This is a genomic window from Vibrio sp. 2433-A1 (assembly GCF_056726085.1).
Map to the genome: position 1 here is coordinate 197,028 of NZ_JBRESC010000001.1, position 25,382 is coordinate 222,409.

Consider the following 25,382-nt stretch of genomic DNA (forward strand, 5'->3'; position numbering starts at 1 on the left):
ATACAAGGCAAATAGGCTTGGAAACGTATTGTTTTCAATTATGACACATAAGTATCATTTTCAAAGAGTCAGTCTCGTTAAAATTCAGCCAATTTTTGCCTAGTTTAACAACAAACTGTCATCGGCTAACTCTTCCCCTCTCACCTTAGAAAACATCTCTAACAAGTCTGGGACTTGCATATTCTGGCGTTGCTCTCCTGCCACATCTAACACAATCTCCCCTTGGTGAAGCATCACAGTGCGGTCACCACACGCTAATGCATCTTTCATCGAGTGGGTTACCATCATCACGGTTAAGTTAAATTCATTGACGATTTTCTTAGTTAAATCGATGATAAACGCAGCCATACGAGGATCTAATGCTGCGGTATGCTCATCTAATAACAGTAATTTGCTATCCGATAGCGTTGCCATAACCAGACTCACCGCTTGGCGTTGCCCCCCAGAAAGGAGTCCTATGCTATCGCCTAACCTATCTTCTAAGCCTAAACCGAGAATACTGATCCTTTCTTGAAAAAGCTGGCGGCGCTTTGATGAAAGCGACAAGCTCCAGCCACGCTTTTTACCACGCATGTAGGCCAGTGCCATATTCTCTTCTATGGTCAACTCACCACATGTCCCCGCGAGAGGATCTTGGAACACTCGTGCACATTGTTGTGCTCGCTGATCAACGGTTTGTTTTGTTACATCTAGCTCATCAATAATAACTTTACCACCAATCATCGGTGTTTCACCTGTTACCGCCCCAAGCAAGGTTGACTTCCCCGCACCATTCGAACCAATTACGGTTAGAAATTGATGCTCTGGTACTTCTAAAGTCACTCCTCTTAACGCTCTATTTTCCAGGATTGTGCCCGGATTAAACGTTACTTGAATATCTTCCAATCGAATCATGCTAAATCTCCAGACTCTTTTTCTTGAGCTTGTGGGCGACTACGCTTTTTTGACTTTAGGTTTCCTTTAATTTTTGGTGCAATTAAGGCTGCGGCAACCAGTACTGCGGTAACCAAGTTTAGGTCTGATGCTTGCAAGCCAAACATCCCGCTACTTAACGCAAACGCGACCGCTAGACGATAGAGCACCGAACCAACAATAACGGCAACAACAGCGACCCAAATCTTCCGACCCGGAATGAGAGTCTGACCTAAGATAACCGCTGCAAGGCCAACCACAATGGTACCGACACCAGAAGTTACATCCGCAAAGCTGTTGGTTTGAGCGAATAGCGCACCAGAAAATCCTACAAATCCATTAGAGAGTGCAAGACCAAAATAAGTGTAAAAAGCGGTACTGGCACCTTGTGCGGAGACCATTCGAGCATTGACCCCAGTCGCTCTCAAGCCCAGACCAAAGTCACTATTGAGTAAACGGACCACGAACCATGCTGAAATCAGTACCAAGACACCAACCACCAACGGACGAATCAGCATAGGATCACCAATGGTTTCAAATGGCGTTAGGATGGTTTCTTCACCCAGCAAGGCAACGTTAGGACGCCCCATGATACGGATGTTAATCGAGAAGGCCGCAATCATCGTCAGTATCGAGGCCAACAGGTGTAAGATGCCGCATCTGACCGCCAGGAAAGCCGTTACCCACCCGGTTGCAGCACCGGCGATAATTGCCATAAAAGTCGCCACCCATGGGTTTATGCCCGAGACAATCGCCGTTGCAGCGACAGCCGCTCCCATAGGAAAGCTTCCATCAACGCTTAGATCTGGAAAATCGAGAACACGAAAAGTTAAATAGACGCCCAAAGCAACCAGTCCGTATAACAGACCAATTTCAAGCGCACCAAAAAATGCAAAAGTAGACATCAACAACTCCCTTTCTGCAGATGTTAGTTAACCTCAACCCAGTGTTAGACTGAGTTGAGGTAAGCATTTACTTAACGCTTGTTGCTCGTTCAAGTACAGATTGAGGAATTGAGACACCTAGTTTCACCGCAGCCGTTTTATTGACCACAAGGTCTGAACCTTTCGCTACTTTGACATCTAATGTGCCAGGGTTAGTGCCTTCAATGATAGCGACAACGTAATCGGCGGTTTGTACGCCCACTTGGTAGTAATCAAAACCTAAGCTTGCGATAGCCCCCTTCTCTACGTATGAGGTTGCGCCACCCAATACCGGCGTTTTGGCTTGATTTGCCGCGACAATCATCCCTTCAATGGCACTCGCAACAGTGTTGTCCGTTGGAGCGTAAATAACATCAGACTTCGCTGCAATCGCCTGAGTTGCGGATTTAACGTCAGCACTTTTCAACGCTGTTGCTTCAACGACTTGAATACCTTGAGCCTCAGCACTTTGCTTAAGCAGGTCGACCAGAGTGACTGCATTAGCTTCACCCGGGTTAAATACCACACCAATAGATTTCACATCTGGAATGATCTCTTTGATCAATTCAACGTGTTGACTAACAGGAGAAAGGTCAGAAAGACCCGTGACGTTTTTACCCGGTTGCTCTAGGCTTTTTACTAACTTCGCCCCAACAGGATCTGTGACTGCAGTGAAAACAACAGGAATAGAACGAGTAGCTGAAACCAATGCTTGAGCGGTTGGGGTCGCGATACCCACTAACACATCTGGCTTTTCACCCACATATTGACGGGCGATTTGCACTGCGATAGCTGGGTTGCCTTGCGCAGTTTTGTAATCAAATTCGAGGTTTTTGCCTTGCTCGTATCCTTTGGCTTTTAGACCATCAATCAAACCTTGGCGAGCGGCATCCAGTGCTGGGTGCTCAACGATTTGCGAAACAGCGACTTTTGCCGTTTTCGCCATAATACTAGTGGATGAGAGTAATGTGACACCTGCGAGAACAGCGGTCGCAAAAACTTTTCCTGCTTTCATCTTAACTCCTTGATGTGATACCAATCCATTGACCATCAAACATACTTTGCACAAAAGACCTCGCCTAACATTGGCAGTGGCCTTTTTGAGCTAAGGTCAGCCACGCTCTACTACCTACCGTCTCAAGTGATGATAACGGCTATGGGCGGGTTGCGAATGGCTTGGTATAAGCAATAATTTTGTTGTGTTTAACTGTTTATATTTATTAAGTTGCACAATTTGTGTGCACTCTAATTATTACCAGTAAGCCGGAGAAAAGAAAAGCAGACTTTAACATTTAAATAACAAAAGGAGATACAGGTTACTTTTAACACCTTGTAGCATGAACCAAGATATTGCGTGGGGTCGTTTCTCTTGAGCAGAACTGAGATAGCGTCACCTCGTAACCGCATTGCTCAAGATAAAGCGCTTTATCCAATACTAGCCAAAGCTCTAGTGCACGTCTAAACGGCTGCTGAACCAGACTCATTCGCTCCATCTGCCAATAGCGTTGACGACCTTTGTCCTCATACGCGGCATAGTCTACCTCTTGCAACTGTATACCCTTATGAACACTCGCCCAATGGCAGAACGCTGCAAAACCTTCAGATAGCTGAGATTTTTTAATACTCGGTATTGGCTGATATTGCTCAATTCCCTTAGCTTCTTTTAACAGCAAGTCGAAACCAAGACGGAAAGTCATTTCTTCGATGCGATGTCGCTTCACCCGCTCTCCCCCAGTGACGGTTTCTTGTAGCGGGATGCGTAACTCTGACTTATTCAATGCTAGGTTAGACTGCTTCGCAGCATCAGACATTGGCTGATAAGTCTTTGCACGAATGAGATGGTAACAACATGGCGAAAAAGTCATTGCTGGCAGCTGTTTTTGGCAGCCATGGTAAATAAGCGATACATGTAAGTCACCGCAGGCATGGAGTGCGACTGCATGCTGATTGGAATTAAACGCGTCAATGGAGTCTGAACTAAACGCATCACCTTGGACAAACTTCATCGCCAATCTCTGCTTATCCGCCTCGCGCTGCCCTGATTCGCACAACGCTTGCTGATACTCAAAGCTGGTGACCGGTTGCCCTGACTGGCTGGCCAATATTCTGCCTAAAAAGCCTTTTCCGGAACACCACTCTAACCACTCACTGCCATGATGCGAGTTCAACACGGCTTCTCCCATCGAGACAATCTGTTGTAACTTTCTTCCCGGCACGCCACTATCGACTCCGCGAGACAACTGCAGACCTTGAGTTTTTAGTGTTGGCAGCTTAGTCCATGTAGCTATTTGTGCGATATGAGGTAGGTAGTTAGAGATTGCTTCAACAAGCGCGTCGTTATCGACTTTAAAGTGTTCAATTTGTTGAGAGGACAAAGAGTTTAGCCAAGCACATAACGAAGCGTGATCCGACAGCCAAGGAAGCGTATTGGTACGACTGGCAAAAAAGGGCTCAAAGCGCCATAACGATTGGTTATCGACTAAGAATCGATCGAGTGATTGGAATAGTTGTAACATGACTTCCCCCTGAAAACGCCAGTTTAGAGGGAAGTCACACAAGATGGTAGCGGATTAACGAACTGGTAGATCAATATCCTTAAACATCTCTTCAATCTCAGCATTAGATTTCAGAGATAGTGCCTGCTCAACCACTGGACGTGTTAAGTGCGGAGCAAAACGCTCCATAAAGTCGAACATGTAAGAACGAAGGAACGTACCGCGTCTAAAGCCGATACTTGTGGTACTTGCACCAAAGATATGGCTCGCATCAATTGCGACCAGATCAGTATCTTGCTCTTGGTCGATGGCCATACTTGCAATCACGCCAACACCGACACCCATACGGACATAAGTTTTGATGACGTCAGCATCGGTTGCGGTAAATACCACTCGCGGCGTTAAACCATATTTGTTAAACGCAGTATCTAGCTCTGAACGTCCGGTAAAGCCGAACACATAAGTGACTAATGGGAATGAAGCCAAGTCCTGAATCGTCACTTTCTCTTTCTGCGCTAGTGGGTGGTTCTTTGGCACAACAATCGAGCGATTCCAGTGATAACAAGGCAGCATAATCGCATCTTGATAGAGGTGAAGCGCTTCGGTTGCAATGGCAAAGTTTGCCGTACCTTTAGCAATTGCTTCAGACATTTGCGAAGGCGTGCCTTGGTGCATATGCAGTGACACTTTCGGGTAACGAGCAGTAAAACCTTTGATCACATCAGGAAGCGCGTAACGTGCCTGAGTGTGCGTGGTCGAAATATTCAGCGTACCCATTTCTGGATGAGTATGTTCGCCGGCAACCGCCTTGATACTTTCAACTCGAGCAAGAATCTCTTGAGAGATACGAATAATGTCTTCACCAGCCCCCGTTACCTGCGTTAAGTGCTTACCACTACGCTCGAAGATCTGAATTCCAAGTTCATCTTCTAACAAACGAACCTGTTTACTGATACCTGGTTGAGAGGTGTAAAGACTCTCCGCCGTAGCAGAAACATTTAAGTTATGGTTAACAACCTCAACAATATACTTCAATTGTTGTAATTTCATTCTGACCTCGTAATCCCTTATCGATGCCGTACAGCGATCAAACATAGTTTATAATATTTAGTTATAACGCCTTAAAAGTGAAATTGATAGTCAAATTGGGGTGACTGTTTAGAAAAGCAGGCAGTTTTTTGTTGATAATGCCCATTTTGCAACCAAATACTCAGAATGAGCTTTGCAAAGAGAGTTTTCATTAATAAAATTACTAAGTTGAGCAATAATGCGAAACAGTTACAGTCGCATGGCAGGATCGTGTATGCTTAACGGCTAGCCACTAAAAAACATAAGATACGGAATTTATGAATATTGGTTTAATCATAGCTTTAGTTGCCATCTTACTGGTGTTAGTTCTCGGCTATAACATTATGCTCCAGTATAAAGTTAAAGCAGAAACAGCGCGTAAACAGGAAAGTTCGCGTTACCTGCAAATTATTGATGCAACAGAAGAGCTTATCGGCCACGCTCATCACATGCCATACAGCAAAGAGCTATTGGTGTGTCTGAATACTCGTATCCTAGATGCAGTTCAGAGTATGCATGAACTCGATCCAAAGAATAAACAGCTTGAGCAACGAGTCGCCCACGTTAAAGATCAGATCAAGCAACTTGAAGAGAACTACAAGGGTGGCGAAAGCACTAGTTTTAAAGTGCCAAGCAGTGACAAACAAGCAATTGTTATGCTCAAACTGGTCAAGCGCCTACGCGACACCATTCGCAGCGAGCACAATAAAGGTCGCTTTGAGACTCAAGGTTATGTTGCTGAAAATGCGCGCTTAGAAACCATCCAGGTACGTATCAACATTGAAAATGTCATTAAGCGCTCAAACGACGCGATCGTTCGTGGCCAACCCGGTACCGCAATCCAGTTACTGAAAAAAGGTCTGGACGCACTGAGCACCAAAAACGACGCTTATTCAAATCAAGCGCGTGAAAAGCTGCAGACTATGTACGACGAGCTAGAATCTAAGCGTCAAACTAAGAACGCTGAAGATTTACACCAGATGGAAGAGAGCCAACGCCAAAACGATATGGATGCACTCTTTGGTGAAAAGAAAAAGTGGTAATATAGTCCCGCACAGCTATTTTCAAAAAGGTCGCGCTAGCGGCCTTTTTCTATTTATTTTGTAAAGTAAGTCCAAGATGATCGAATTAGACCAATACCAATCACTACTTGAACCAATAAACGGTTTTCTCCAGTGCTCAACTCCCGACGCATGGGTTGAAGAGGCTCGTAAACCGGAAAACCTCAAAGTAGTCCTTATCGACCACTTGTTGTGTGAGCTGAAAGCATAGGCGTGCATACATGTTACTTACCGTTCAAGAAGCACAAAAAAGAGGCATGTAGCCTCTTTTATTCCTCAATACCCCATAGTTATATATGCATCAACACACAAGGGGATGTACTGCATTCAGATGAGAGCGTCAATTATTGATGCCTTCGTAAATCAAACATCGTTAATCAAGCCACTATCAAATTGTGGGTCGCTTTTACTAAATCGTTTAGCAATGTAAAAATCGCCATTATCCTCAGCAGAATCTGCAAGGTCGTTATCTACAACTATCACCTGAAATTTACTACCTGTTTTGTTCGAAATTTTTGACAAGGCCCCAAGCCTTTTATAGATATTTTCATAAATTATAGGGTCTGATGCGTCATCACTTGCTTTAGTCAAATCTCTCTTTCTTCCGATATTATTTCCTGGAGTGTCTAACATTAATAAGGTTGGGAGGTAAGAGTCATACTTCATAGCATAGATCAGCTTTGAGAGATAAATATTAATGGACGTGATAGTACGAACACCTCCTGATGTGAGTTTTGTAAAATCTTTTCCTCGAACTATGTAATCTAGTTTCTTATTAAATTCAATGCCATTCATATCAGAAAGACCACTAATTTCCATAAGTCTATCAAAAATGGAATTTAGCCTTTGTATAACATCACTAGGATTTAAACACTTCTCTTCGGCTTTTTTAAGATCACCCTCTAACCTAGAAATTACCTTTTCTAAATTATCGAGATTTTCATTTAGTTTATCAATTCTATCGATAAACTTCTTGTCTCTGTTCAGCAGTTTCCTTTGCGAAAAAATATCTGTCTTTTGTTTCTCTAGCATTGATATTGATTCAATCAGTACAGATACTTCTTTTGCATACTTTTCGTCATATGTATTTTGGATTTCAAATAGAGTTTCTTTTAACTTTCTCTCTGAGGTATCAAAATCACCTAATTCACTTCGAATAGTGTCTATTAAAGTAGTGATCCCTCTAATCTTTCTATCTAAGGATTTCTTTTCGTTAGATAAAATAGATGGTGGAATCTTGGATTCAGTCAAGTCAGAATTATGACTTTGGTTACACAAAGGGCAAATGATAGGTTTTTTAAGGTCTATATTGAATTTTGAATCCAGATCAAGAGATAGTTTTATAGACTTCCTCTCTTTTTCATACGTATTCTTTAGTTTTACATACTTATCAATATCTTCAATCAAAGTAGGTCTTTTAACAGAAATGCTTTTTAAAGATTCATTTATGGCGTTAACTTCAGATTCAATTTGAGACGAAAAGCTTATAACTTTTCTGTGATCACTTTTTAAACCATCAACTTGCTTATCAACTTCATTAATTAGTTGATCATATTTTTCAATTTCTGAATCTACATTTACTTCAAAGTCAAAATCAGCATCTTGAAGGAATTTTATAATTCCTTTTTTTTCTTTTATCTTTTGTTTTTCTAAAGATTTATTCTCTGATATTTCGGAGTTAATCACAGAGACTGCTTCATCATGAATATTAAGAAGGTACTTCAGCACTTCCTTATTCTTTACATATCTGCTTCCGTTATTCATATCTAACAGAGAGTCAGCAGCTATATTTTTTTGTTTTAAATGGATGAATTTTAAAATATCTTTGAAACCAACTCGATTCATTGTTGAATCAAGTTGGCTAGGTGATACCTTAATCTTAGTCAATGGTAAACCTAGAAGCTCAAGTATGTAAAATGCAATGTAACCATCTGGAGCTGCATCAATTTGTTCCAGATTCGCAGCAAGTAATCTAGGAGAGCTATCTACATCAAAATGACCTTTATAACAACGGATGTACTCGTTTGAGTCAAAGATATTTCTTACGAATGTATACCTTTCATTATTCAGAAATACGGATAGCTGACATAACTTCGCTTTCGCTTCGAGCTGATCATATGTATCAATATGCGATGCCCCTAAAGCATAGCTAATAAGGTTTAATATACTGCTTTTTCCACAATCGAGGTCACCCCATATTATATTAACTCCCTCTTTAAAAGAAATATCATAATTTTTATCTTGACCAATAATTCTAAGCTTTTCGATTATTATAGAAGGGGAGTTACTCATATAGTGCACCTGTTAGTGATCCGATTAATTGATTGAAAGATTTTGCTACTAATGATTTAGATTTTTGTAGGTTAGTTTCCCAATCATTAACAAGATCATTTTCAATTTTTATATCTATTTTATTTATTACGGATACGTATATTTCACCTTTAACAATTTCAATATCAATCATTTCTAGCATATATAGTTCCATCACCCTTTCACGAACATTACCCGTCTTCATTACGGTTCTTAACATTTGAGATGAATTAACTAATATATCATCATTATCATTGCTGACAGAGTCTAAATTGGGGTTAAAGAATCTACATACTGAATTAGTAATACTATTATCTGAGATAATTGCATCAAAAATGCAAAGTTTATCAAGTGTTAAAACTTTACGTCCACGAGTGTTATATTGGAGTTTCTCAATAATCATCCAAAGTCGATATATAGTAAGAGAACGCTCACTAAAGACATCTAAAAAGTGGTGATGATTGTTATGACTCATAGACTTCTCTAACTTTATCTAAATTCGTATTATCATTCCATACAACATTATCGTCTATTGAATCAGCTAATTGGTGGATCATGCCTATTTTTTCCAAGAATGAAATGTCAGAAAGACTTGTTTTAAGAGAGCTATCATCACTTTCTTTTATTTCTTTATGAATATCATAAACTAAATCAGAACTATCTTTCGATTCTTTCTTATACTTATAAAAATTCTGAGAGTATATGAACTTAACTCTATCATACAAGCTAGATAGTTCTTCTTGTTCTGACCTATTTATTCGGCACATTATTTCAGCATTAAGGAATGCACTTTTAGAGCTATCTACTAATGATTTTTCAACATCAGACACCAATAACTTAATCACAAAAACTTCTTTATCTAATTGTGATAAGTTTTGAAATCTAACGTTAGATTTCTCAACAGAGTTTTTTTTCGACTGAATTTGTTCCAATAAAAAATCACGAACAATAATATAAGACAATGCATTGCTATCTTCAGGTTTAGATATTGATGTATGGTCTTCCTTATCTAAGCTAAATATATTTTCACTTGAAATATTATTTGGTTTAGCTGTATGCGGCTTAACAACCTCATCATCTAATGCTATTAGATATGTTGACTTTGGTAAGTGACTCTTATATTGCTCCCACTTTTCATCCAATTCTAGCGTTTGCTTGTTTAATGGCATCAACTCTTTCAAATGTTCATTGGAGCTAAACTGCAAAAATAGTGACTCTAGAGAGCCTTTATGTGGAACAGCAATAGACAAATAACCAGTTACATTAATTGTTTTAGCAGCCTCGATCTGTTCAAGAATCAACCTTTTTGCCACTAGCCCCCCCATACTATGACCTATCAATATTACTGATTCAGCTTCTTTGTATCTTGCTCTAATAGTTGACTCTAATCCTTTCGACAAATCTGAAATTGACTTGTTTCTCTGATTCTTCTTAGTTTTTTTATACCGACCTAAGCGCTTAAACAGCGGGAGCTTTCGCATGAACGCATGAGTTTGCTTAGCTATAAATCCATTCATAAACTCTGTGATTTGGGTAAAGTAGTCATACTCAACGATTTCACATTCTTCATTGATTAAAGCTTCAGACAATAGCAACTCTTTGAACGAGACTCCTTCATCATTGACCCAAGTTGAGTCGCCTCCCTTTAAACCGTGTATAAAAACAACAAGAATTTTTTTCATATTTCCCTTCATTGAGCCACAATGTTAAGTGCTAAGAACTTATCTAAGCCTCGCACAAACAACAGGTTAAACCTAAATCGCTATTCTGAACTACACCACATAACCATATGCAACGCAATGTTATAAAGCACAAAATAGATATTTGACTATGGGCACTTACTTAACGCTCGAGTTTCATTTTGAACCACATCAAATAATGCCCTACATTTTACAAAGCGCTCACTCGAATCAACTAATTATTCGGGATTTATCTACTCACAACAGGCAACTTCAAAAAGTTTAGGTGTGGTATCATTGCACCAAAGTTTCTATCGAAGTTAATGTAAATGTACGATCACAAATTATTAGAACCAATCAATGACTTCCTAAAATGCTCAACACCAGACTCTTGGATTGAAGAAGCTCGTAAGCCAGAAAACCTATCCGTGATTTTACGAGATCATTTACTATGCGAATTGAAAGCTTCGCAGAGTGCCGTTTTCCTTCTTAAACGCTATGTCTTAACCGATGAAGGTAAAGATCAGATTACTCAATTGGTTGAGCCATATGAGCACTTTGCTTACAAAGGCATTGGCAGCCTTGAAACGCTAAAAGGAAAAAGCAACATTTCTAAATCAATCAAACCCAAAGATGGCTGCGCCTACGGACAGGATATGATTGATAAGATGGTTCTCTTAATTCGAGAAGAGCTACACCACTTCTACCAAGTGTTAGAAATTATTGAAGAACAAGGTTTGGAATATCGCCCAATAACAGCAAGTCGTTACGCTAAGGGGATGATTAAACATATCCGCACCTTTGAACCAGCAGCTCTTATCGACAAGCTGATTATTGGTGCATTCATTGAAGCTCGTTCTTGCGAACGATTTGCCAAGCTTGCCCCATTCCTTGATGAACCAATTCAGAAGTTCTACATCTCATTGCTACGCTCAGAAGCACGACACTACCAAGACTACTTGGAACTCGCAGAGCAGATTGCAGGTGAAGATATTTCAGAGCGTATTGAACACTTTGCTAATGTTGAAGCTGAATTAATTACCTCTGACGATTCAGAATTTCGCTTCCACTCTGGCGTACCAAAACTAGCTGCGTAGCATAAAAAAACAACAATATAGGTAGCAATATGCACGGTGACTCTTCAAAAGGCCGAGTCGTGCATATTGCTTTTTTGTCAAAATTTGACTTTCCAAAAAAACACATATCATATTGTTTTTATTGAAAAATCAAGGTTGGCACCAGTTCATTTCAATCTGTTTTCTATCTATTTTTCGAGAGTTTCAATATTCCCAAGATTTGTGTGAGCTGAAAGCGGGTCAATCAGCTATGTACCTGATTCGAAAATACGCAGTAGATAAAGATAGCGCCCACAGTTTATTAGATTGGTTTAAGCCTTATGAAGACTTCACTTACCGAAAAACCGGTAGCCTAGAGACGCTTAAAGGCAAAAGTAATATATCTAAAGCAATCATGGCTAAATCGAACTCTCCATACAGCCAAGATTTGATTGATAAAATGGTATTGCTGATCAAAGAAGAATTACACCATTTCTATCAAGTGCTAGAGATAATGGACGATCGTGGGATTGCCTATGAGCCTGTGCAAGCAAGTCGTTATGCAAAGGGGCTGATTGGTAATATGGCGACCCATGAGCCACAAACACTCATTGATAAGCTCATTATCGGCGCTTATATAGAAGCTCGCTCTTGTGAACGTTTCGCTAAGATTGCTCCTCATATGGATGAAGATATCGCCAAATTCTACGTGTCACTGCTGCGCTCTGAAGCTCGTCATTATCAAGACTACCTGACACTAGCCGAAGAGATCGCTGGAAAGGATATCACTGAACGAATTGAGTACTTCGGACGTTTAGAAGCTGAGCTAATTTCTTCATCCGACAGTGACTTTAAATTCCACAGCGGTGTGCCCGCTTAAGAAAAAAGGATGCTTAGTGCATCCTTTTTTATCAAGCTGTGATTATGCTAGTGATGCATTAATCTCTGCTAACACCGCAGATGGTTCTGCAGATTGGGTGATTGGGCGACCAATCACCAAGTAATCTGAACCAGCTTGAACCGCATCAACAGGCGTCATGATTCGCTTCTGGTCACCGACCGCCGCACCTACTGGGCGAATACCCGGGGTCACAAGCTTGAACTCTTTACCAAGCTCACTCTTAAGCATTGCAGCTTCTTTAGCTGAACATACAACGCCATCTAGACCTGAGTTTTTAGTTAGGTTGGCAAGACGAATCACTTGCTCTTGTGGGGCAATATCCAATCCAATACCCACCAAGTCGCTCTGCTCCATGCTGGTGAGTACCGTTACACCGATAAGTAGTGGACGATCTTTGCCATAAGGCTCGAGAATCTCACGTGATGCTGCCATCATACGCTCTCCACCACTTGCATGAACGTTCACCATCCATACGCCCATCTCGGCGGCTGCACGCACGGCTTTAGAACAGGTATTAGGGATGTCATGGAACTTTAGGTCGAGGAACACAGAGAAACCTCGTTTGTGTAGCTCTTTAACGAAATCAGGACCAAATAGTGTGAACATCTCTTTACCTACTTTTAATCGGCAAGAGCTTGGGTCGATTCTATCAACAAAAGCGAGTGCGTCTGCTTGGTTATCATAATCCAGTGCGACAATTACTTTTTGGTCGATCATTTCATCTCCTAACTTACTTTAAACAAATCGAAAAAAAGCAGCGGGACCACCGCTGCCATTTGTTATGGGATTTACCCAATCTTTTAAAATCATTCGCCATCCAATCCGCGGATTGGCTTGATCGTTCCCCACCCTTTACAGGAAGGACAATGCCAATACATTGAATGTGTCGAGAAACCACACTTACGACAGCGGTAATGAGGCTTCACTTTTAGCTGTTCACCAACTAATTTCTGTAGCGTATCCAAGCTTGCTTTGGCTCGACCTTCTTCCGCTTCAGCTAAGTGGTAATCCATCAAACGATAGAAACCTTTCATAGTTGGATTCTTAACCAGTTGACGAGTCAGTAGTTCTTGAGCTGCGCCCGGGCCATCATGTTTGGCCACCATTTGCGCCAACATTAACTCCGCCGACACACCGACTTTATTTACAATACATTGGCGTAAGAAATTGAGTAGCTCATCTTCTTGGCCTAGATGGTGATAACATTCAGCCAATGTCGGTAAAACTTCACTAACGAAGTCACTATCTTGTTCTAAAACCGCTTCTAAATGAGCAATAGTCCTCTTGTAATCTTCATCCTCTAGATAAAGCTTACCAAGGGCAATACTCGCCCTAACGCATCGAGGGTCTTCAGCCAGTGCTTTTTTGAAGTTATGTCTCGCCTGCGCGTGATTGCCTTCAGCTTGCTCTTGCATTGCAAGCTCACACCAAAAATGCCCAATGTTAGTTCGCATGCGCTTGCGACCCATTTTAACTAGCAGCGAAGCATAGTGAATTGCTTTACTCCACTCGCGCGTTTGCTGGTAAATCGCTACAAGTTGCTGAAGTGCAGCCTCTCTATGATCAGGTTCATCAACAAGCTGCTCAAAGATTTTTTCAGCACGGTCCAAAAAGCCCGACGCCATGTAGTCTTTTGCTAGTTGCTGAAGCGCAATATTTTTTTGGTCAATAGTCAGACCTGAGCGAGAAATGAGGTTTTGGTGAATACGAATAGCGCGGTCGACTTCTCCACGCGAACGAAACAAGTTACCTAACGCTAAGTGCGTATCGATAGTTTCATTATCAACCTGAAGAAGTTCAATAAAGTGATCCACCGCTTTATCAGATTGATCTGATAAAAGCAGGTTAAGACCCGTCACATATTGACGGGATATTTGATTAGATTGTTTCTGCTTATCTTGTTGGGCACTGCGATTACCCATATACCAGCCATATGCTGCGGCGATTGGTAATAATAAGAAGAGAATTTCTAACATCAAGAACAGCCTACCTAATAAAAACCTTGTTAGGCTTTGTCTTGAGTCGGCTCAACAGCTGAGGGAGATAGCTTATTGAGCTGCTTCTTTAGTTTACGAATCTGAAGCTGTGATTTGAGATGCAAGCCGCCAAACACTAACCAAGCGAGGCTGAAACCAACCACAAACACCACGCCTAAAAGCGTAGATAGGTGAAAGTCACCTTGAGCAATAAGGTAGTTGAATGTCACAAGAGCTTGATTCTGAGAGCCTAATGCCAGTGCAATTAAGAATAGGGCCAGTACAAGAACGATTTTTATAATTTTCATAGTCCATCACCTAAGGTTAGTTCTGCCGTACGATTATGCAGTAAAAGCTCGAAACAAACCATGGTTATCTCTGTAATTCGAGTTATAAAAAAGCGGCATACATCCGTATGCCGCTTTTTTATCAATAGATTACGCAGTTTACCCTAGATTTACGCGCTCACGTAATTCTTTACCTGGTTTGAAGTGAGGAACGAACTTACCTTCCAACTCCACTTTGTCACCAGTTTTTGGGTTACGACCGACTCTAGGTTCACGGAAGTGCAAAGAGAAACTACCGAAACCACGGATCTCAATTCGATCGCCACCTTCTAGAGTTGACGCCATATGCTCTAAAATATCTTTTACAGCATCTTCTATCTCTTTCGCTGAAAGGTGCGTCTGCTCTGCACAGAGTCTTTCAATCAATTCAGACTTAGTCATAGTTGCCCTCATAGAGTAATTTATCACTTATTATAGTAAGTAATACCAGTTCCAACAAACACTTGCCTTCAATTTTAGACAAAAATTGAACAATGTGTGTAATGAAAAAGTGCTTTTTTCAGAACATCTTGTAGAGATTGGTATTACTACTAGTTGTTACCTAAACATAAAAAAGGAGCCTTTCGGCTCCTTTTTCTTAAAAGCGATTTAATTATTCGCCTTTAGCTGCTTTGAAAGCGTCAGCCATAGCGTTACCGAATGAAGCATCGTCTGCTTTGTTCAGTGAAGCCATTGCTTCTTGCTCTTCAGCTTCATCTTTAGCTTTGATAGATAGGTTGATTACGCGGTTCTTACGGTCTACACCTGTGAACTTAGCTTCAACACTGTCACCAGCGCTTAGGATTAGAGAAGCATCTTCTACGCGGTCGCGAGAAACTTCAGAAGCGCGGATGTAACCTTCTACGCCTTCTTCAAGCTCGATAGTAGCACCTTTAGCGTCAACAGCAACAACAGTACCGTTAACTAGAGTGCCTTTCTTCTTCTCAGAAACGTAAGCATTGAATGGGTCGTTTTCCATTTGCTTAACGCCTAGAGAGATACGCTCACGCTCAGCATCTACTGCTAGAACTACTGCAGAGATCTCGTCGCCTTTCTTGTACTCACGTACAGCGTCTTCACCAGTAACATTCCAAGAAATGTCAGATAGGTGAACTAGACCGTCGATGCCGCCTTCTAGACCGATGAAGATACCGAAGTCAGTGATCGACTTGATCTTACCAGTAACCTTGTCGCCTTTAGCTTGCGCTTCAGCGAAAGATTGCCATGGGTTAGCTTTACACTGTTTCAGACCTAGAGAGATACGACGACGTTCTTCGTCGATTTCAAGAACCATAACCTCAACTTCGTCGCCAACATTAACAACTTTAGATGGGTGGATGTTCTTGTTAGTCCAATCCATTTCAGAAACGTGTACAAGACCTTCAACGCCTTCTTCGATTTCAACGAAACAGCCGTAGTCAGTTAGGTTAGTAACGCGACCAGATAGTTTGTGACCTTCTGGGTAACGCTTAGCGATTGCTACCCATGGATCTTCGCCTAGCTGCTTAAGACCTAGTGATACGCGAGTACGCTCACGGTCGAACTTAAGAACTTTAACTTGGATTTCGTCACCAACGTTAACGATCTCAGAAGGGTGCTTAACGCGCTTCCAAGCCATGTCAGTGATGTGTAGTAGGCCGTCAACGCCGCCTAGGTCTACGAATGCACCGTAGTCAGTAAGGTTCTTAACGATACCTTTAACTTCTGCGCCTTCTTGTAGAGTTTCTAGAAGCTCATCACGCTCAACGCTGTTCTCAGACTCGATAACTGCACGGCGAGAAACCACTACGTTGTTACGCTTCTGGTCAAGTTTGATAACTTTGAACTCTAGCTCTTTGTTTTCTAGGTGAGCAGTGTCGCGGATAGGACGCACGTCTACTAGTGAACCAGGAAGGAAAGCACGGATACCGTTTAGTTCAACAGTGAAACCGCCTTTAACTTTACCGTTGATGATACCAACAACAGTTTCAGCTTCTTCACAAGCTTTCTCAAGTACGATCCAAGCTTCGTGACGCTTCGCTTTCTCACGAGAAAGTTGAGTCTCACCGAAACCATCTTCAACAGCGTCTAGAGCTACGTCTACTTCAGCACCAACTTCAACTTCAAGTTCGCCAGCAGCGTTCTTGAACTGTTCAGCAGGGATAGCAGATTCAGACTTAAGACCAGCGTCAACAAGAACGAAACCGTTCTCGATAGCTACTACAGTACCTTTAACGATGCTGCCTTGTTGGAATTCTGTTTCGTTTAGAAACTCTTCAAAGAGTTGAGCAAAAGATTCAGTCATTTATTTAATCTTCAATAAATTAAACGTCCACGGGTATCCTACCGCATGGGGTTATTAAATTCGCCAGTCATCATCCTTGCGACCAACGTTCTGACCTAGCCGCCTAGGCGACTAGCTTAGATTTGATATATTGTAGTGCTTTTTCTACCACTTGGTCGATAGTCATCGACGTAGAATCAAGCAAAAGCGCATCCTCTGCAGGGCGTAATGGTGCCACTGGGCGGTTACGATCTCGATCGTCACGCTCTTGGATCTCGCTCAAAAGGTCGTCAAATTTAACATCTAAACCCTTGCCTTGCAACTGTTTAAGGCGGCGATTCGCACGCTCTTCAGCGCTAGCATCAAGGAAAATTTTCACCTCGGCCTGAGGAAAAACAACCGTGCCCATATCACGGCCATCGGCAACTAGACCTTCACCTTCAGCAAAGGCACGCTGACGACGCAGCAATGCTTCACGCACGCGAGGTAATGCTGCTACTTTCGATGCCGCCATACCCGTCTCTTCTTTACGTAGCTCACCAGAGACATCTTCGCCTTCTAGAATCACTTTCACTAAGTCGCCTTCCGCGACAAACTGCACGTCAAGGTGAGTAGCAAGTGCAACCAGTGCGTCTTCCGACTCTATGTTCACACCATGATGGATAGCAGCAAGTGCCAATACTCGATAGATGGCACCTGAATCTAATAAGTGAAAACCTAGCTTGTTTGCTAACAGCATACAAAGAGTGCCCTTACCTGCACCACTTGGTCCATCAACGGTGACTACCGGTGTATGAGACGACATGTTTTACTCCGCGTTAGTTACTGATCATTGCTCCACGCACTGACCTTTGTTTGGCGTAAAATTATAGAGGTAAATGTGTAGAGGTTCTAGGAAGATAATGGGGAAATTTAAAAAAGAGCGCGATTGCGCTCTTGCACAGGTCTATAACTTGATTCTGTCTAAGTTGCGAGTGACTAAACCCTCACCTACCCCTTTAACAGCGGTTAACTCCTGCGCTGTTTTGAAACTGCCGTGCTCATCGCGATACAAAACAATCGCTTGTGCTTTCTTTAGCCCAACACCGTTCAGTAGTGCCGCGAGCTCCTCCGCTCCCGCACTATTGATATTGACCGTAATTTCAATCCCTTCGTATTTAGAGTTGGTTTTACTGTCAGCCGCTAAACTTATTGGAGTTGCCACGATTAGCATCATAATTAGTATTATCTGTTTAAACATTTCGATTTCCTTTTTCTCAAGATGTCTGGACAGATTAATCAAACCGGCAACCAAGCTATAACGCTAAGCTAGAAAAACAAAACGGGCTGCAATTGCAGCCCGTTTTAATCTATATATCAATTACATTATGACTGACTATTGAGTCACAACGTAGTATTCAATATCAATTGTTTTACGCAAGATGCTGATCAAGCCTGAAAGGTCTTGTTGAGCATTTGCTTGTGTCATTTGCTGAGCGATCTGTTCGTTATACGTAGTGTTATACATTGAAGAAACATCCGTTAGTTCAACCACTACGACATCACCATTTAGGTCTTTCGCTTGAGCAAACTCTACTTTGCCTTCTTCAGGTTTCACCATAGAGAACACAACGTCTGCTAGTGGAGAGCTACGGTCAACAGTTTCTGTTTCGCCGAATGCTAGGCCATTTTCGTCTAGTAGGCCTTGCTTACCTTCTTTAAGGTCAGCAACCAGTTTATCAGCGAGGTCAATAGCACTCTGTTCACCTTTCACTTTCGCTAGTGTCGTTATCACTTGTTCGCGAACGTCTTCTAGTGGCAGAACCATCTCATCACGTGCGTCTTCAACACGAACAACAATCACGTGCTCAGGTGCAACTTCGATAACCTCTGAGTTCAGGCCGTCTTCTTTTACTTCAGGGCTAACGATAGCTTGTAATACAGCTGGCGTTTTCAATAACTCTGGAGCATCAGCTTGAGAAATGAAGTCAGTAGTATGAATCTTAGCATTGATTGCTTTCGCAGCATCATCTAGAGAGTCAGGGTATTCGAACGCGACTTTTTCAAGTTCACTTTGTAGTTCGTAGAACTGATCGACGGCTTGCTGATCTTTAATCTCTTGCTTGATTTCTGCTGCAACCTCTGAGTATGGCTTAGCAACTGAATCTTTAAGTTCATCTAACTTAATGATGTGGTAACCGAATTCTGATTTAACCAGGCCTGTTGTTTCACCAACTTTTGTGAGAGCAAACGCTGCGTCTTCGAATGCTGGATCCATTACATCGCGCTCAATCCAACCTAGTGACCCGCCTTCAGACGCACTACCGATGTCATCAGATTTTTCTTCAGCTAGCGTTGCAAAGTCAGCACCTGCATTTAGCTCATCAAGAATGGCTTGCGCTTTAGCTTGATCGTCGCCTTCAACTAGGATGTGGCTTACACGTCGCTGCTCTTCAGATGAGTACTTATCTAGGTGTTCTTGGTAGTACTTCTTCGCTTGCTCTTCCGATACTTCTATACCGTCTTTCAATTGCTGAGCAGATAACTCGATGTAGGCTACTTTCACTTGCTCAGGGCGTGTGTAACGCTCTGGGTTTTGTTTGTAGTAGTCGTTGATTTCTTCTTCAGACAGTTGCGCTTTTGCTGCAAAGTCTTCTAGAGATAGGGTTACTTTCTTCACTTTACGAGTTTGAGTCAGTAGCTTGCTTTGAGCTTCTATTTCACCCGGCAGTGTAAAGTCACTACCTTGAATAGCAGTGAGTAACTGATTACGTACTAAATCACGACGCAGGTATTCGGCAAAGCTCTCTGCGTTGAAGCCTGCACGACGAAGCGCTGTTTGATAAATTTCTTGATCAAACTTACCGTCAACTTGGAACTGAGGCATTTCAAGAATCAGTGTACGTACTTGCGCGTCGCTAACACGTAAGCCCAACGCTTCAGCGTGTTGCTCAAGTAGCAAGTCGTTTACCATACGATCAAGTACAGATTTGCGGAAAGACTCTACGTAGCTAGGGTCAGCCAACAAGTTAGAAAAGTAATCACCAAGCTGAGCTTGCATACGATTACGTTCGTTTTGGTAAGCCTGTTCAAACTCACCACGGCTAATTTCAACATTACCTACTTTCGCAGCTGTGTTATTTGAACCGCCAACAATGTAGCTACCAACACCTGCAAATACGAAAGATAGGATGATAAGTCCCAGGATAATTTTAACCGCGATGCTGTTAACGCCTTCGCGTAATCGGTCCATCATACTTAAACTACTCTCCGCTTATACATCGCGCCAACATGATTGAAAAGCTAGGCACGATATACTTCATTAAAATAAAAATTGATTAGCGCGATAATACCAGAAAAAGAAATGCGCATCAGTATGATGCGCATAATTTAAAAAGGTTCGAAAAATCAGCCCAAATGGCGATTTTTTGATTAGTTGCAAGAATCTTTTAGAGCCTTACCAGCTTTAAACGCAGGTACTTTAGCTTCTGCGATTTGGATTTCTTCACCAGTCTTAGGGTTACGGCCTGTGCGTGCTGCACGAGTACGTACGCTGAATGTACCAAAGCCAACGAGAGCAACTTGATCACCAGATTGGAGAGTATCGCCTACAGCTTCGATGAATGCATCAAGTGCACGGCCAGCTGAAGCTTTTGATAGGTCTGCGTTTTCTGCGATTTTTTCTACTAATTGTGTTTTATTCACTGTGATTCCCCTTTGCGCCACCTGACTAATTTTTTTATAGGTAGCTTAACGTTCCATTTCATTTCAAATTAGCGACAAACCCTTGTATAACAAGGCCCGAAGCTATAGTCGCTAACGTTAGCGTCCAAAAAAAACGCTGACAAGCCTTTTTGTGCTTATCAGCGTAATCTTTTACTTATTTTTGCTACATATCACTATTTTACGGCAGCAAACTCAACACCTGACGGCTCATTTTCTAATGCAACCTTCAAAACTTCGTCGATCCATTGCACTGGAATCACCTTCAGATCAGCGATAACGTTATCAGGAATGTCTTCTAGATCACGTTCGTTGTCCTTTGGAATCAGAACAGTTTTGATGCCACCACGGTGTGCAGCCAGTAGTTTTTCTTTCAGTCCACCAATTGGTAGAACTTCACCACGTAGGGTAATTTCACCCGTCATACCCACTTCTGCTTTTACCGGGTTACCTGTTAGGCTAGAAACAAGTGCAGTACACATCGCAATACCCGCACTTGGGCCATCTTTTGGTGTAGCACCTTCAGGTACGTGGACGTGGATATCACGTTTCTCATAGAAATCTGAGTTGATACCCAATTTTTCAGCGCGTGAACGCACTACCGTCATCGCCGCTTGAATCGACTCTTTCATTACGTCGCCAAGCGAACCTGTTTGCGTCAGCTTACCTTTACCCGGCATAGACTCGGTTTCGATGGTCAGCAAGTCACCACCAACTTGAGTCCAAGCTAGACCCGTTACCTGACCTACACGGTTGCTGTCATCAGCTTTACCAAAGTCGTGACGCTGAACACCTAGATACTCTTTAAGGTTATCCATGTTAACCGTTACCGACTTAAGCTCGCTGTCTAGCAGGATGTTCTTCACTGCTTTACGGCAGATCTTCGAGATTTCACGCTCTAGGCTACGTACACCCGCTTCTCGCGTGTAGTAACGGATAATGCCGATAATGGCTGAATCTTCTATCTCAATCTCGTGTGGCTTAAGACCATTGCGTTTCACTTGTTTCTCAACAAGGTGACGCTTAGCAATATTCAGTTTCTCATCTTCGGTGTAACCCGATAGACGAATCACTTCCATACGGTCTAGTAGCGGACCTGGAATATCCATAGAGTTCGATGTCGCAACGAACATGACATCAGAAAGATCGTAATCCACTTCTAAGTAATGGTCGTTGAACGCATTGTTCTGCTCTGGGTCGAGAACTTCTAGCAGTGCTGAAGATGGATCGCCACGCATATCCGATGACATCTTGTCGATTTCATCAAGAAGGAAAAGTGGGTTCTTCACGCCAACTTTTGACATCTTTTGGATAAGCTTACCCGGCATAGAACCGATATAGGTACGACGGTGACCACGGATTTCCGCTTCATCTCGTACGCCGCCCAGTGCCATACGGGTGTATTGACGACCTGTCGCCGCTGCAATAGAGCGACCTAGAGACGTTTTACCTACACCAGGAGGACCAACAAGACATAGAATTGGACCTTTGAGCTTATTGATTCGGTTTTGAACCGCTAAGTACTCAAGGATACGTTCTTTAACACGCTCTAGACCGTAGTGGTCTTCGTTAAGAATCTCTTCAGCTTTGGCTAGGTTTTTCTTCACCTTAGAACGTTTGTTCCAAGGCACGCCTAACATCCAGTCGATGTAGCCACGAACTACTGTTGCTTCAGCTGACATCGGTGACATCATCTTAAGTTTTTGTAGCTCTTGCTCTGTCTTTTCACGCGCTTCTTGAGGCATTTTCGATTCTTCGATCTTCTGCTTTAGAGTCTCGAACTCGTCAACGCCATCTTCGCTTTCGCCCAGCTCTTTCTGAATCGCTTTCATTTGCTCATTCAGGTAGTACTCGCGTTGCGATTTTTCCATCTGCTTCTTCACGCGAGTGCGGATACGCTTCTCGACTTGTAGCAGATCGATTTCAGATTCCATTTGTCCCATCAGAAACTCAAGGCGCTCAGTCACATCTAGAAGTTCTAGCACCGCTTGCTTATCAGCAAGTTTAAGAGGCATATGGGCAGCAATAGTATCAGCCAGACGTGCAGCTTCATCGATACCATTTAGCGAAGTGAGTACTTCTGGCGGTATCTTTTTATTGAGTTTGATAAAACCTTCAAACTGGTTAATTGCACTACGTACAATCACTTCTTGCTCGCGCTCATCGAGCTCAGCTGTCGTCAGGTACTCAGCTTCAGCAAAGAAGAATTCATTCTCAATAAAGTGGTTTATTTTTGCACGCTGCTGACCTTCAACAAGCACTTTAACCGTGCCATCTGGTAGCTTCAGTAATTGAAGGATTGTCGCAACGGTACCAACTTCAAACATGTCCGATTGAGCTGGCTCGTCAGTATCGGCTTCTTTTTGCGCTACTAACAATACTTGCTTGTTGTTATCCATCGCAGCTTCAAGACATGCAATCGACTTTTCTCGGCCAACAAACAATGGAATTACCATGTGCGGGTAAACGACTACATCTCTTAGAGGTAGTACGGGGATCTCGATACGTTCGGAACGTTCCAAGTTCATATTATTCTCTCTTCCGCTTAGTCCTATCTGCAGTATATGGGGCTTAATTGTTTGGATTCAATGAAAGAATAAAAAAAAGGGAGTAATTGATTACTCCCTTTCTATCGATATCTAATTATGTGATTCGTATTAAGATTCTGCACCTGCAGCTTGGTTATCTGAGTTGCTGTATATCAGCAATGGATCAGACTCACCTTTAATCACTGACTCATCGATAACGACTTTACTTACGTCGTCCATTGATGGCAGTTCATACATGGTTTCAAGCAGCACACCTTCAAGAATTGAACGTAGACCACGAGCACCCGTTTTACGCTCCATCGCTTTCTTAGCGATTGCACGTAGGGCATCTTCACGGAATTCTAGTTCCGCATCTTCTAGTTCAAACAAAGCAGCGTATTGCTTAGTCAATGCATTCTTAGGTTCACATAGAATCTGAATCAGCGCGTCTTCATCAAGCTCAGTTAGCGTTGTCGTTACAGGAAGACGACCGATGAACTCAGGGATAAGGCCATATTTAACCAAATCTTCTGGTTCAACTTTAGTGAACAATTCACCCACTGTCTTAGTTTCGTCTTTAGAACGAACTTCTGCACCAAAACCGATACCAGTGCCCGTTGCAACACGTTGCTCGATCACTTTATCTAGGCCAGCAAACGCACCACCACAAATAAATAGAATCTTAGATGTATCTACTTGTAGGAATTCTTGCTGAGGATGCTTACGACCACCTTGTGGCGGTACTGAAGCAACCGTACCTTCAATGAGTTTTAATAGCGCTTGCTGAACACCTTCACCTGATACGTCACGCGTAATCGATGGGTTTTCAGCTTTACGTGAAATCTTATCGATCTCATCGATGTACACAATACCACGCTCAGCTTTCGCTACGTCGTAATCACACTTCTGCAGAAGTTTCTGGATGATGTTTTCTACATCTTCACCAACGTAACCCGCTTCTGTTAGCGTGGTCGCGTCAGCCATAGTGAATGGTACATCTAGGAAACGAGCTAATGTCTCTGCCAGTAGCGTTTTACCACTACCTGTAGGACCAATTAGCAAGATGTTACTTTTTCCAAGTTCTACACCTTCGCTCGTCGTATCTCCATTACGTAAACGCTTATAGTGGTTATAAACGGCTACTGCTAGCACTTTCTTCGCGTAATCTTGGCCAATCACGTAGTCATCAAGATGTTCACGAATATCTCTTGGCACTGGAAGTGCTTCCGACTGTTTCTTCGGTAGAACATCTTTAATTTCTTCACGAATGATGTCGTTACATAGGTCGACACATTCATCACAAATATAGACTGACGGACCAGCGATTAGCTTACGAACTTCATGCTGGCTTTTGCCGCAGAAAGAGCAGTAAAGAAGCTTACTACTACCGCTCTCTTTGCTTTTATCTGTCATTCGCTAACCTCTTAGCCTTTACTTATATGACTTGAGTGTATATCAATATATGGCAATGTTGCTAGTTATTCACCGCGATGAGTGAGAACTGCGTCCACTAGACCATATTCAACCGCTTGATCTGCAGCCATGAAGTTGTCACGATCAGTATCACGCTCAATCACTTCTAGAGGCTGGCCTGTGTGCTCAGCAAGTAGAGTGTTGAGTTTTTGTTTGATCGTTAGAATCTCTTGAGCATGGATCTGAATGTCCGATGCCTGACCTTGGAAGCCACCTAGTGGTTGGTGAATCATTACTCGTGAGTTAGGTAGAACATAGCGCTTGCCTGGTGCACCACCAGCAAGTAGGAACGCACCCATCGAGCATGCTTGACCCATACATACTGTACTTACATTAGGCTTGATGAACTGCATTGTGTCGTAGATAGACATACCTGCAGTTACGCTGCCGCCTGGCGAGTTGATGTATAGGAAAATATCTTTGTCTGGATTTTCTGATTCTAGGAAAAGCAGCTGTGCCACGACAAGGTTTGCCATGTGGTCTTCCACTTGACCAGTCAAGAAAATTACACGCTCTTTCAGCAAACGAGAGTAGATATCGTAAGAACGTTCACCACGGGAAGTTTGCTCAACGACCATTGGTACTAGCGCGTCCATAATTGATGGCATTGTATTTTTTTCTTGGTAGCTCATATTCTTATGTCCCTAAAATAAATGGCCCGTATGATACATATCATACGGACCATTGTTAGCAGAATAGTTAACATTTAG

The 25,382-nt window shown here is 42.4% G+C and carries 22 protein-coding genes and 2 pseudogenes; 4 read left to right on the forward strand and 20 right to left on the reverse strand.

Going from position 1 to position 25,382, the window contains the following annotated elements; translation table 11 throughout:
* Positions 1 to 99 precede the first annotated feature (99 nt).
* The 5 genes from ACU01J_RS00835 to cysB form a co-directional block, all read right to left on the reverse strand.
* Positions 100 to 894 carry an ABC transporter ATP-binding protein gene (locus ACU01J_RS00835; protein WP_394127778.1) on the reverse strand — a complete coding sequence of 265 codons (795 nt, stop codon included), beginning with the start codon at positions 892 to 894 and terminating at the stop codon, positions 100 to 102.
* Positions 891 to 1,817, reverse strand: a complete 927-nt coding sequence (locus tag ACU01J_RS00840; RefSeq protein WP_481084007.1) for an ABC transporter permease — start codon at positions 1,815 to 1,817, stop codon at positions 891 to 893. Before ACU01J_RS00840 ends, ACU01J_RS00835 begins: the two co-directional genes overlap by 4 nt.
* A gap of 67 nt (positions 1,818 to 1,884) precedes the next feature.
* Complete coding sequence (locus tag ACU01J_RS00845) at positions 1,885 to 2,850, reverse strand: ABC transporter substrate-binding protein (protein WP_481084008.1); 966 nt, start codon at positions 2,848 to 2,850, stop codon at positions 1,885 to 1,887.
* A gap of 307 nt (positions 2,851 to 3,157) precedes the next feature.
* A complete protein-coding gene (locus ACU01J_RS00850) occupies positions 3,158 to 4,351 on the reverse strand; it encodes a methyltransferase (RefSeq protein WP_481084009.1) in 1,194 nt (397 codons plus the stop codon).
* A gap of 54 nt (positions 4,352 to 4,405) precedes the next feature.
* A complete protein-coding gene (gene cysB, locus ACU01J_RS00855; RefSeq protein ID WP_481084010.1) occupies positions 4,406 to 5,380 on the reverse strand; it encodes an HTH-type transcriptional regulator CysB in 975 nt (324 codons plus the stop codon).
* Between the two features lie 296 nt (positions 5,381 to 5,676).
* Here cysB and ACU01J_RS00860 point away from each other — a divergent pair, with 296 nt between their 5' ends.
* Positions 5,677 to 6,441: a DNA repair protein gene (locus tag ACU01J_RS00860; protein WP_481084011.1), complete on the forward strand. Its 765-nt coding sequence runs from the start codon at positions 5,677 to 5,679 to the stop codon at positions 6,439 to 6,441.
* A gap of 76 nt (positions 6,442 to 6,517) precedes the next feature.
* Positions 6,518 to 6,667 (forward strand): annotated as a pseudogene (gene miaE / locus ACU01J_RS00865) (tRNA isopentenyl-2-thiomethyl-A-37 hydroxylase MiaE); the annotation flags it as partial.
* A gap of 155 nt (positions 6,668 to 6,822) precedes the next feature.
* On the opposite strand, the gene ACU01J_RS00870 reads toward miaE (ACU01J_RS00865), so the two are convergent.
* The 3 genes from ACU01J_RS00870 to ACU01J_RS00880 are packed head-to-tail and all read right to left on the reverse strand — an operon-like array spanning position 6,823 to position 10,451.
* Positions 6,823 to 8,751 (reverse strand): P-loop NTPase family protein, encoded by a 1,929-nt coding sequence (locus ACU01J_RS00870; protein ID WP_481084012.1) that lies wholly within the window; start codon positions 8,749 to 8,751, stop codon positions 6,823 to 6,825.
* Complete coding sequence (locus tag ACU01J_RS00875) at positions 8,744 to 9,244, reverse strand: hypothetical protein (RefSeq protein WP_481084013.1); 501 nt, start codon at positions 9,242 to 9,244, stop codon at positions 8,744 to 8,746. The genes ACU01J_RS00870 and ACU01J_RS00875 overlap by 8 nt, the downstream gene beginning before the upstream one ends.
* Entirely contained in the window at positions 9,234 to 10,451 is a 1,218-nt protein-coding gene (locus tag ACU01J_RS00880; protein WP_481084014.1) for an ABC-three component system protein, read from the reverse strand. The genes ACU01J_RS00875 and ACU01J_RS00880 overlap by 11 nt, the downstream gene beginning before the upstream one ends.
* Before the next feature lie 326 nt (positions 10,452 to 10,777).
* On the opposite strand from ACU01J_RS00880, the gene miaE (ACU01J_RS00885) reads away from it, so the two are divergent.
* A complete protein-coding gene (gene miaE / locus ACU01J_RS00885; RefSeq protein WP_481084015.1) occupies positions 10,778 to 11,545 on the forward strand; it encodes a tRNA isopentenyl-2-thiomethyl-A-37 hydroxylase MiaE in 768 nt (255 codons plus the stop codon).
* 199 nt (positions 11,546 to 11,744) lie between these two features.
* A pseudogene (gene miaE, locus ACU01J_RS00890) lies at positions 11,745 to 12,383 on the forward strand (tRNA isopentenyl-2-thiomethyl-A-37 hydroxylase MiaE); the annotation flags it as partial.
* 42 nt (positions 12,384 to 12,425) lie between these two features.
* On the opposite strand, the gene pyrF reads toward miaE (ACU01J_RS00890), so the two are convergent.
* From pyrF to clpP, 12 genes are all read right to left on the reverse strand, one after another.
* Positions 12,426 to 13,121, reverse strand: coding sequence for an orotidine-5'-phosphate decarboxylase (gene pyrF, locus ACU01J_RS00895; protein ID WP_481084016.1), 696 nt, complete (start codon positions 13,119 to 13,121; stop codon positions 12,426 to 12,428).
* A gap of 89 nt (positions 13,122 to 13,210) precedes the next feature.
* Complete coding sequence (gene lapB / locus ACU01J_RS00900; RefSeq protein ID WP_481084017.1) at positions 13,211 to 14,380, reverse strand: lipopolysaccharide assembly protein LapB; 1,170 nt, start codon at positions 14,378 to 14,380, stop codon at positions 13,211 to 13,213.
* 29 nt (positions 14,381 to 14,409) lie between these two features.
* A complete protein-coding gene (locus ACU01J_RS00905; protein ID WP_481084018.1) occupies positions 14,410 to 14,688 on the reverse strand; it encodes a LapA family protein in 279 nt (92 codons plus the stop codon).
* 138 nt (positions 14,689 to 14,826) lie between these two features.
* On the reverse strand, positions 14,827 to 15,108 hold the full coding sequence (gene ihfB / locus ACU01J_RS00910) for an integration host factor subunit beta (RefSeq protein ID WP_053438311.1): 282 nt from the start codon (positions 15,106 to 15,108) through the stop codon (positions 14,827 to 14,829).
* A 211-nt stretch (positions 15,109 to 15,319) separates the two neighbouring features.
* Positions 15,320 to 16,990, reverse strand: coding sequence for a 30S ribosomal protein S1 (rpsA, locus tag ACU01J_RS00915; RefSeq protein WP_481084019.1), 1,671 nt, complete (start codon positions 16,988 to 16,990; stop codon positions 15,320 to 15,322).
* A gap of 103 nt (positions 16,991 to 17,093) precedes the next feature.
* On the reverse strand, positions 17,094 to 17,774 hold the full coding sequence (gene cmk, locus ACU01J_RS00920; protein WP_481084020.1) for a (d)CMP kinase: 681 nt from the start codon (positions 17,772 to 17,774) through the stop codon (positions 17,094 to 17,096).
* A gap of 141 nt (positions 17,775 to 17,915) precedes the next feature.
* A complete protein-coding gene (locus ACU01J_RS00925; RefSeq protein WP_481084021.1) occupies positions 17,916 to 18,209 on the reverse strand; it encodes a ComEA family DNA-binding protein in 294 nt (97 codons plus the stop codon).
* Positions 18,210 to 18,344: 135 nt separating this feature from the next.
* Entirely contained in the window at positions 18,345 to 20,204 is a 1,860-nt protein-coding gene (ppiD, locus tag ACU01J_RS00930) for a peptidylprolyl isomerase (RefSeq protein ID WP_481084022.1), read from the reverse strand.
* A 176-nt stretch (positions 20,205 to 20,380) separates the two neighbouring features.
* Positions 20,381 to 20,674, reverse strand: a complete 294-nt coding sequence (locus ACU01J_RS00935) for an HU family DNA-binding protein (protein ID WP_216612032.1) — start codon at positions 20,672 to 20,674, stop codon at positions 20,381 to 20,383.
* 173 nt (positions 20,675 to 20,847) lie between these two features.
* On the reverse strand, positions 20,848 to 23,199 hold the full coding sequence (gene lon, locus ACU01J_RS00940; RefSeq protein WP_481084023.1) for an endopeptidase La: 2,352 nt from the start codon (positions 23,197 to 23,199) through the stop codon (positions 20,848 to 20,850).
* 129 nt (positions 23,200 to 23,328) lie between these two features.
* Positions 23,329 to 24,612: an ATP-dependent protease ATP-binding subunit ClpX gene (gene clpX, locus ACU01J_RS00945; protein WP_171758793.1), complete on the reverse strand. Its 1,284-nt coding sequence runs from the start codon at positions 24,610 to 24,612 to the stop codon at positions 23,329 to 23,331.
* 65 nt (positions 24,613 to 24,677) lie between these two features.
* Positions 24,678 to 25,304 carry an ATP-dependent Clp endopeptidase proteolytic subunit ClpP gene (gene clpP / locus ACU01J_RS00950; protein WP_053438318.1) on the reverse strand — a complete coding sequence of 209 codons (627 nt, stop codon included), beginning with the start codon at positions 25,302 to 25,304 and terminating at the stop codon, positions 24,678 to 24,680.
* Positions 25,305 to 25,382: the final 78 nt, after the last annotated feature.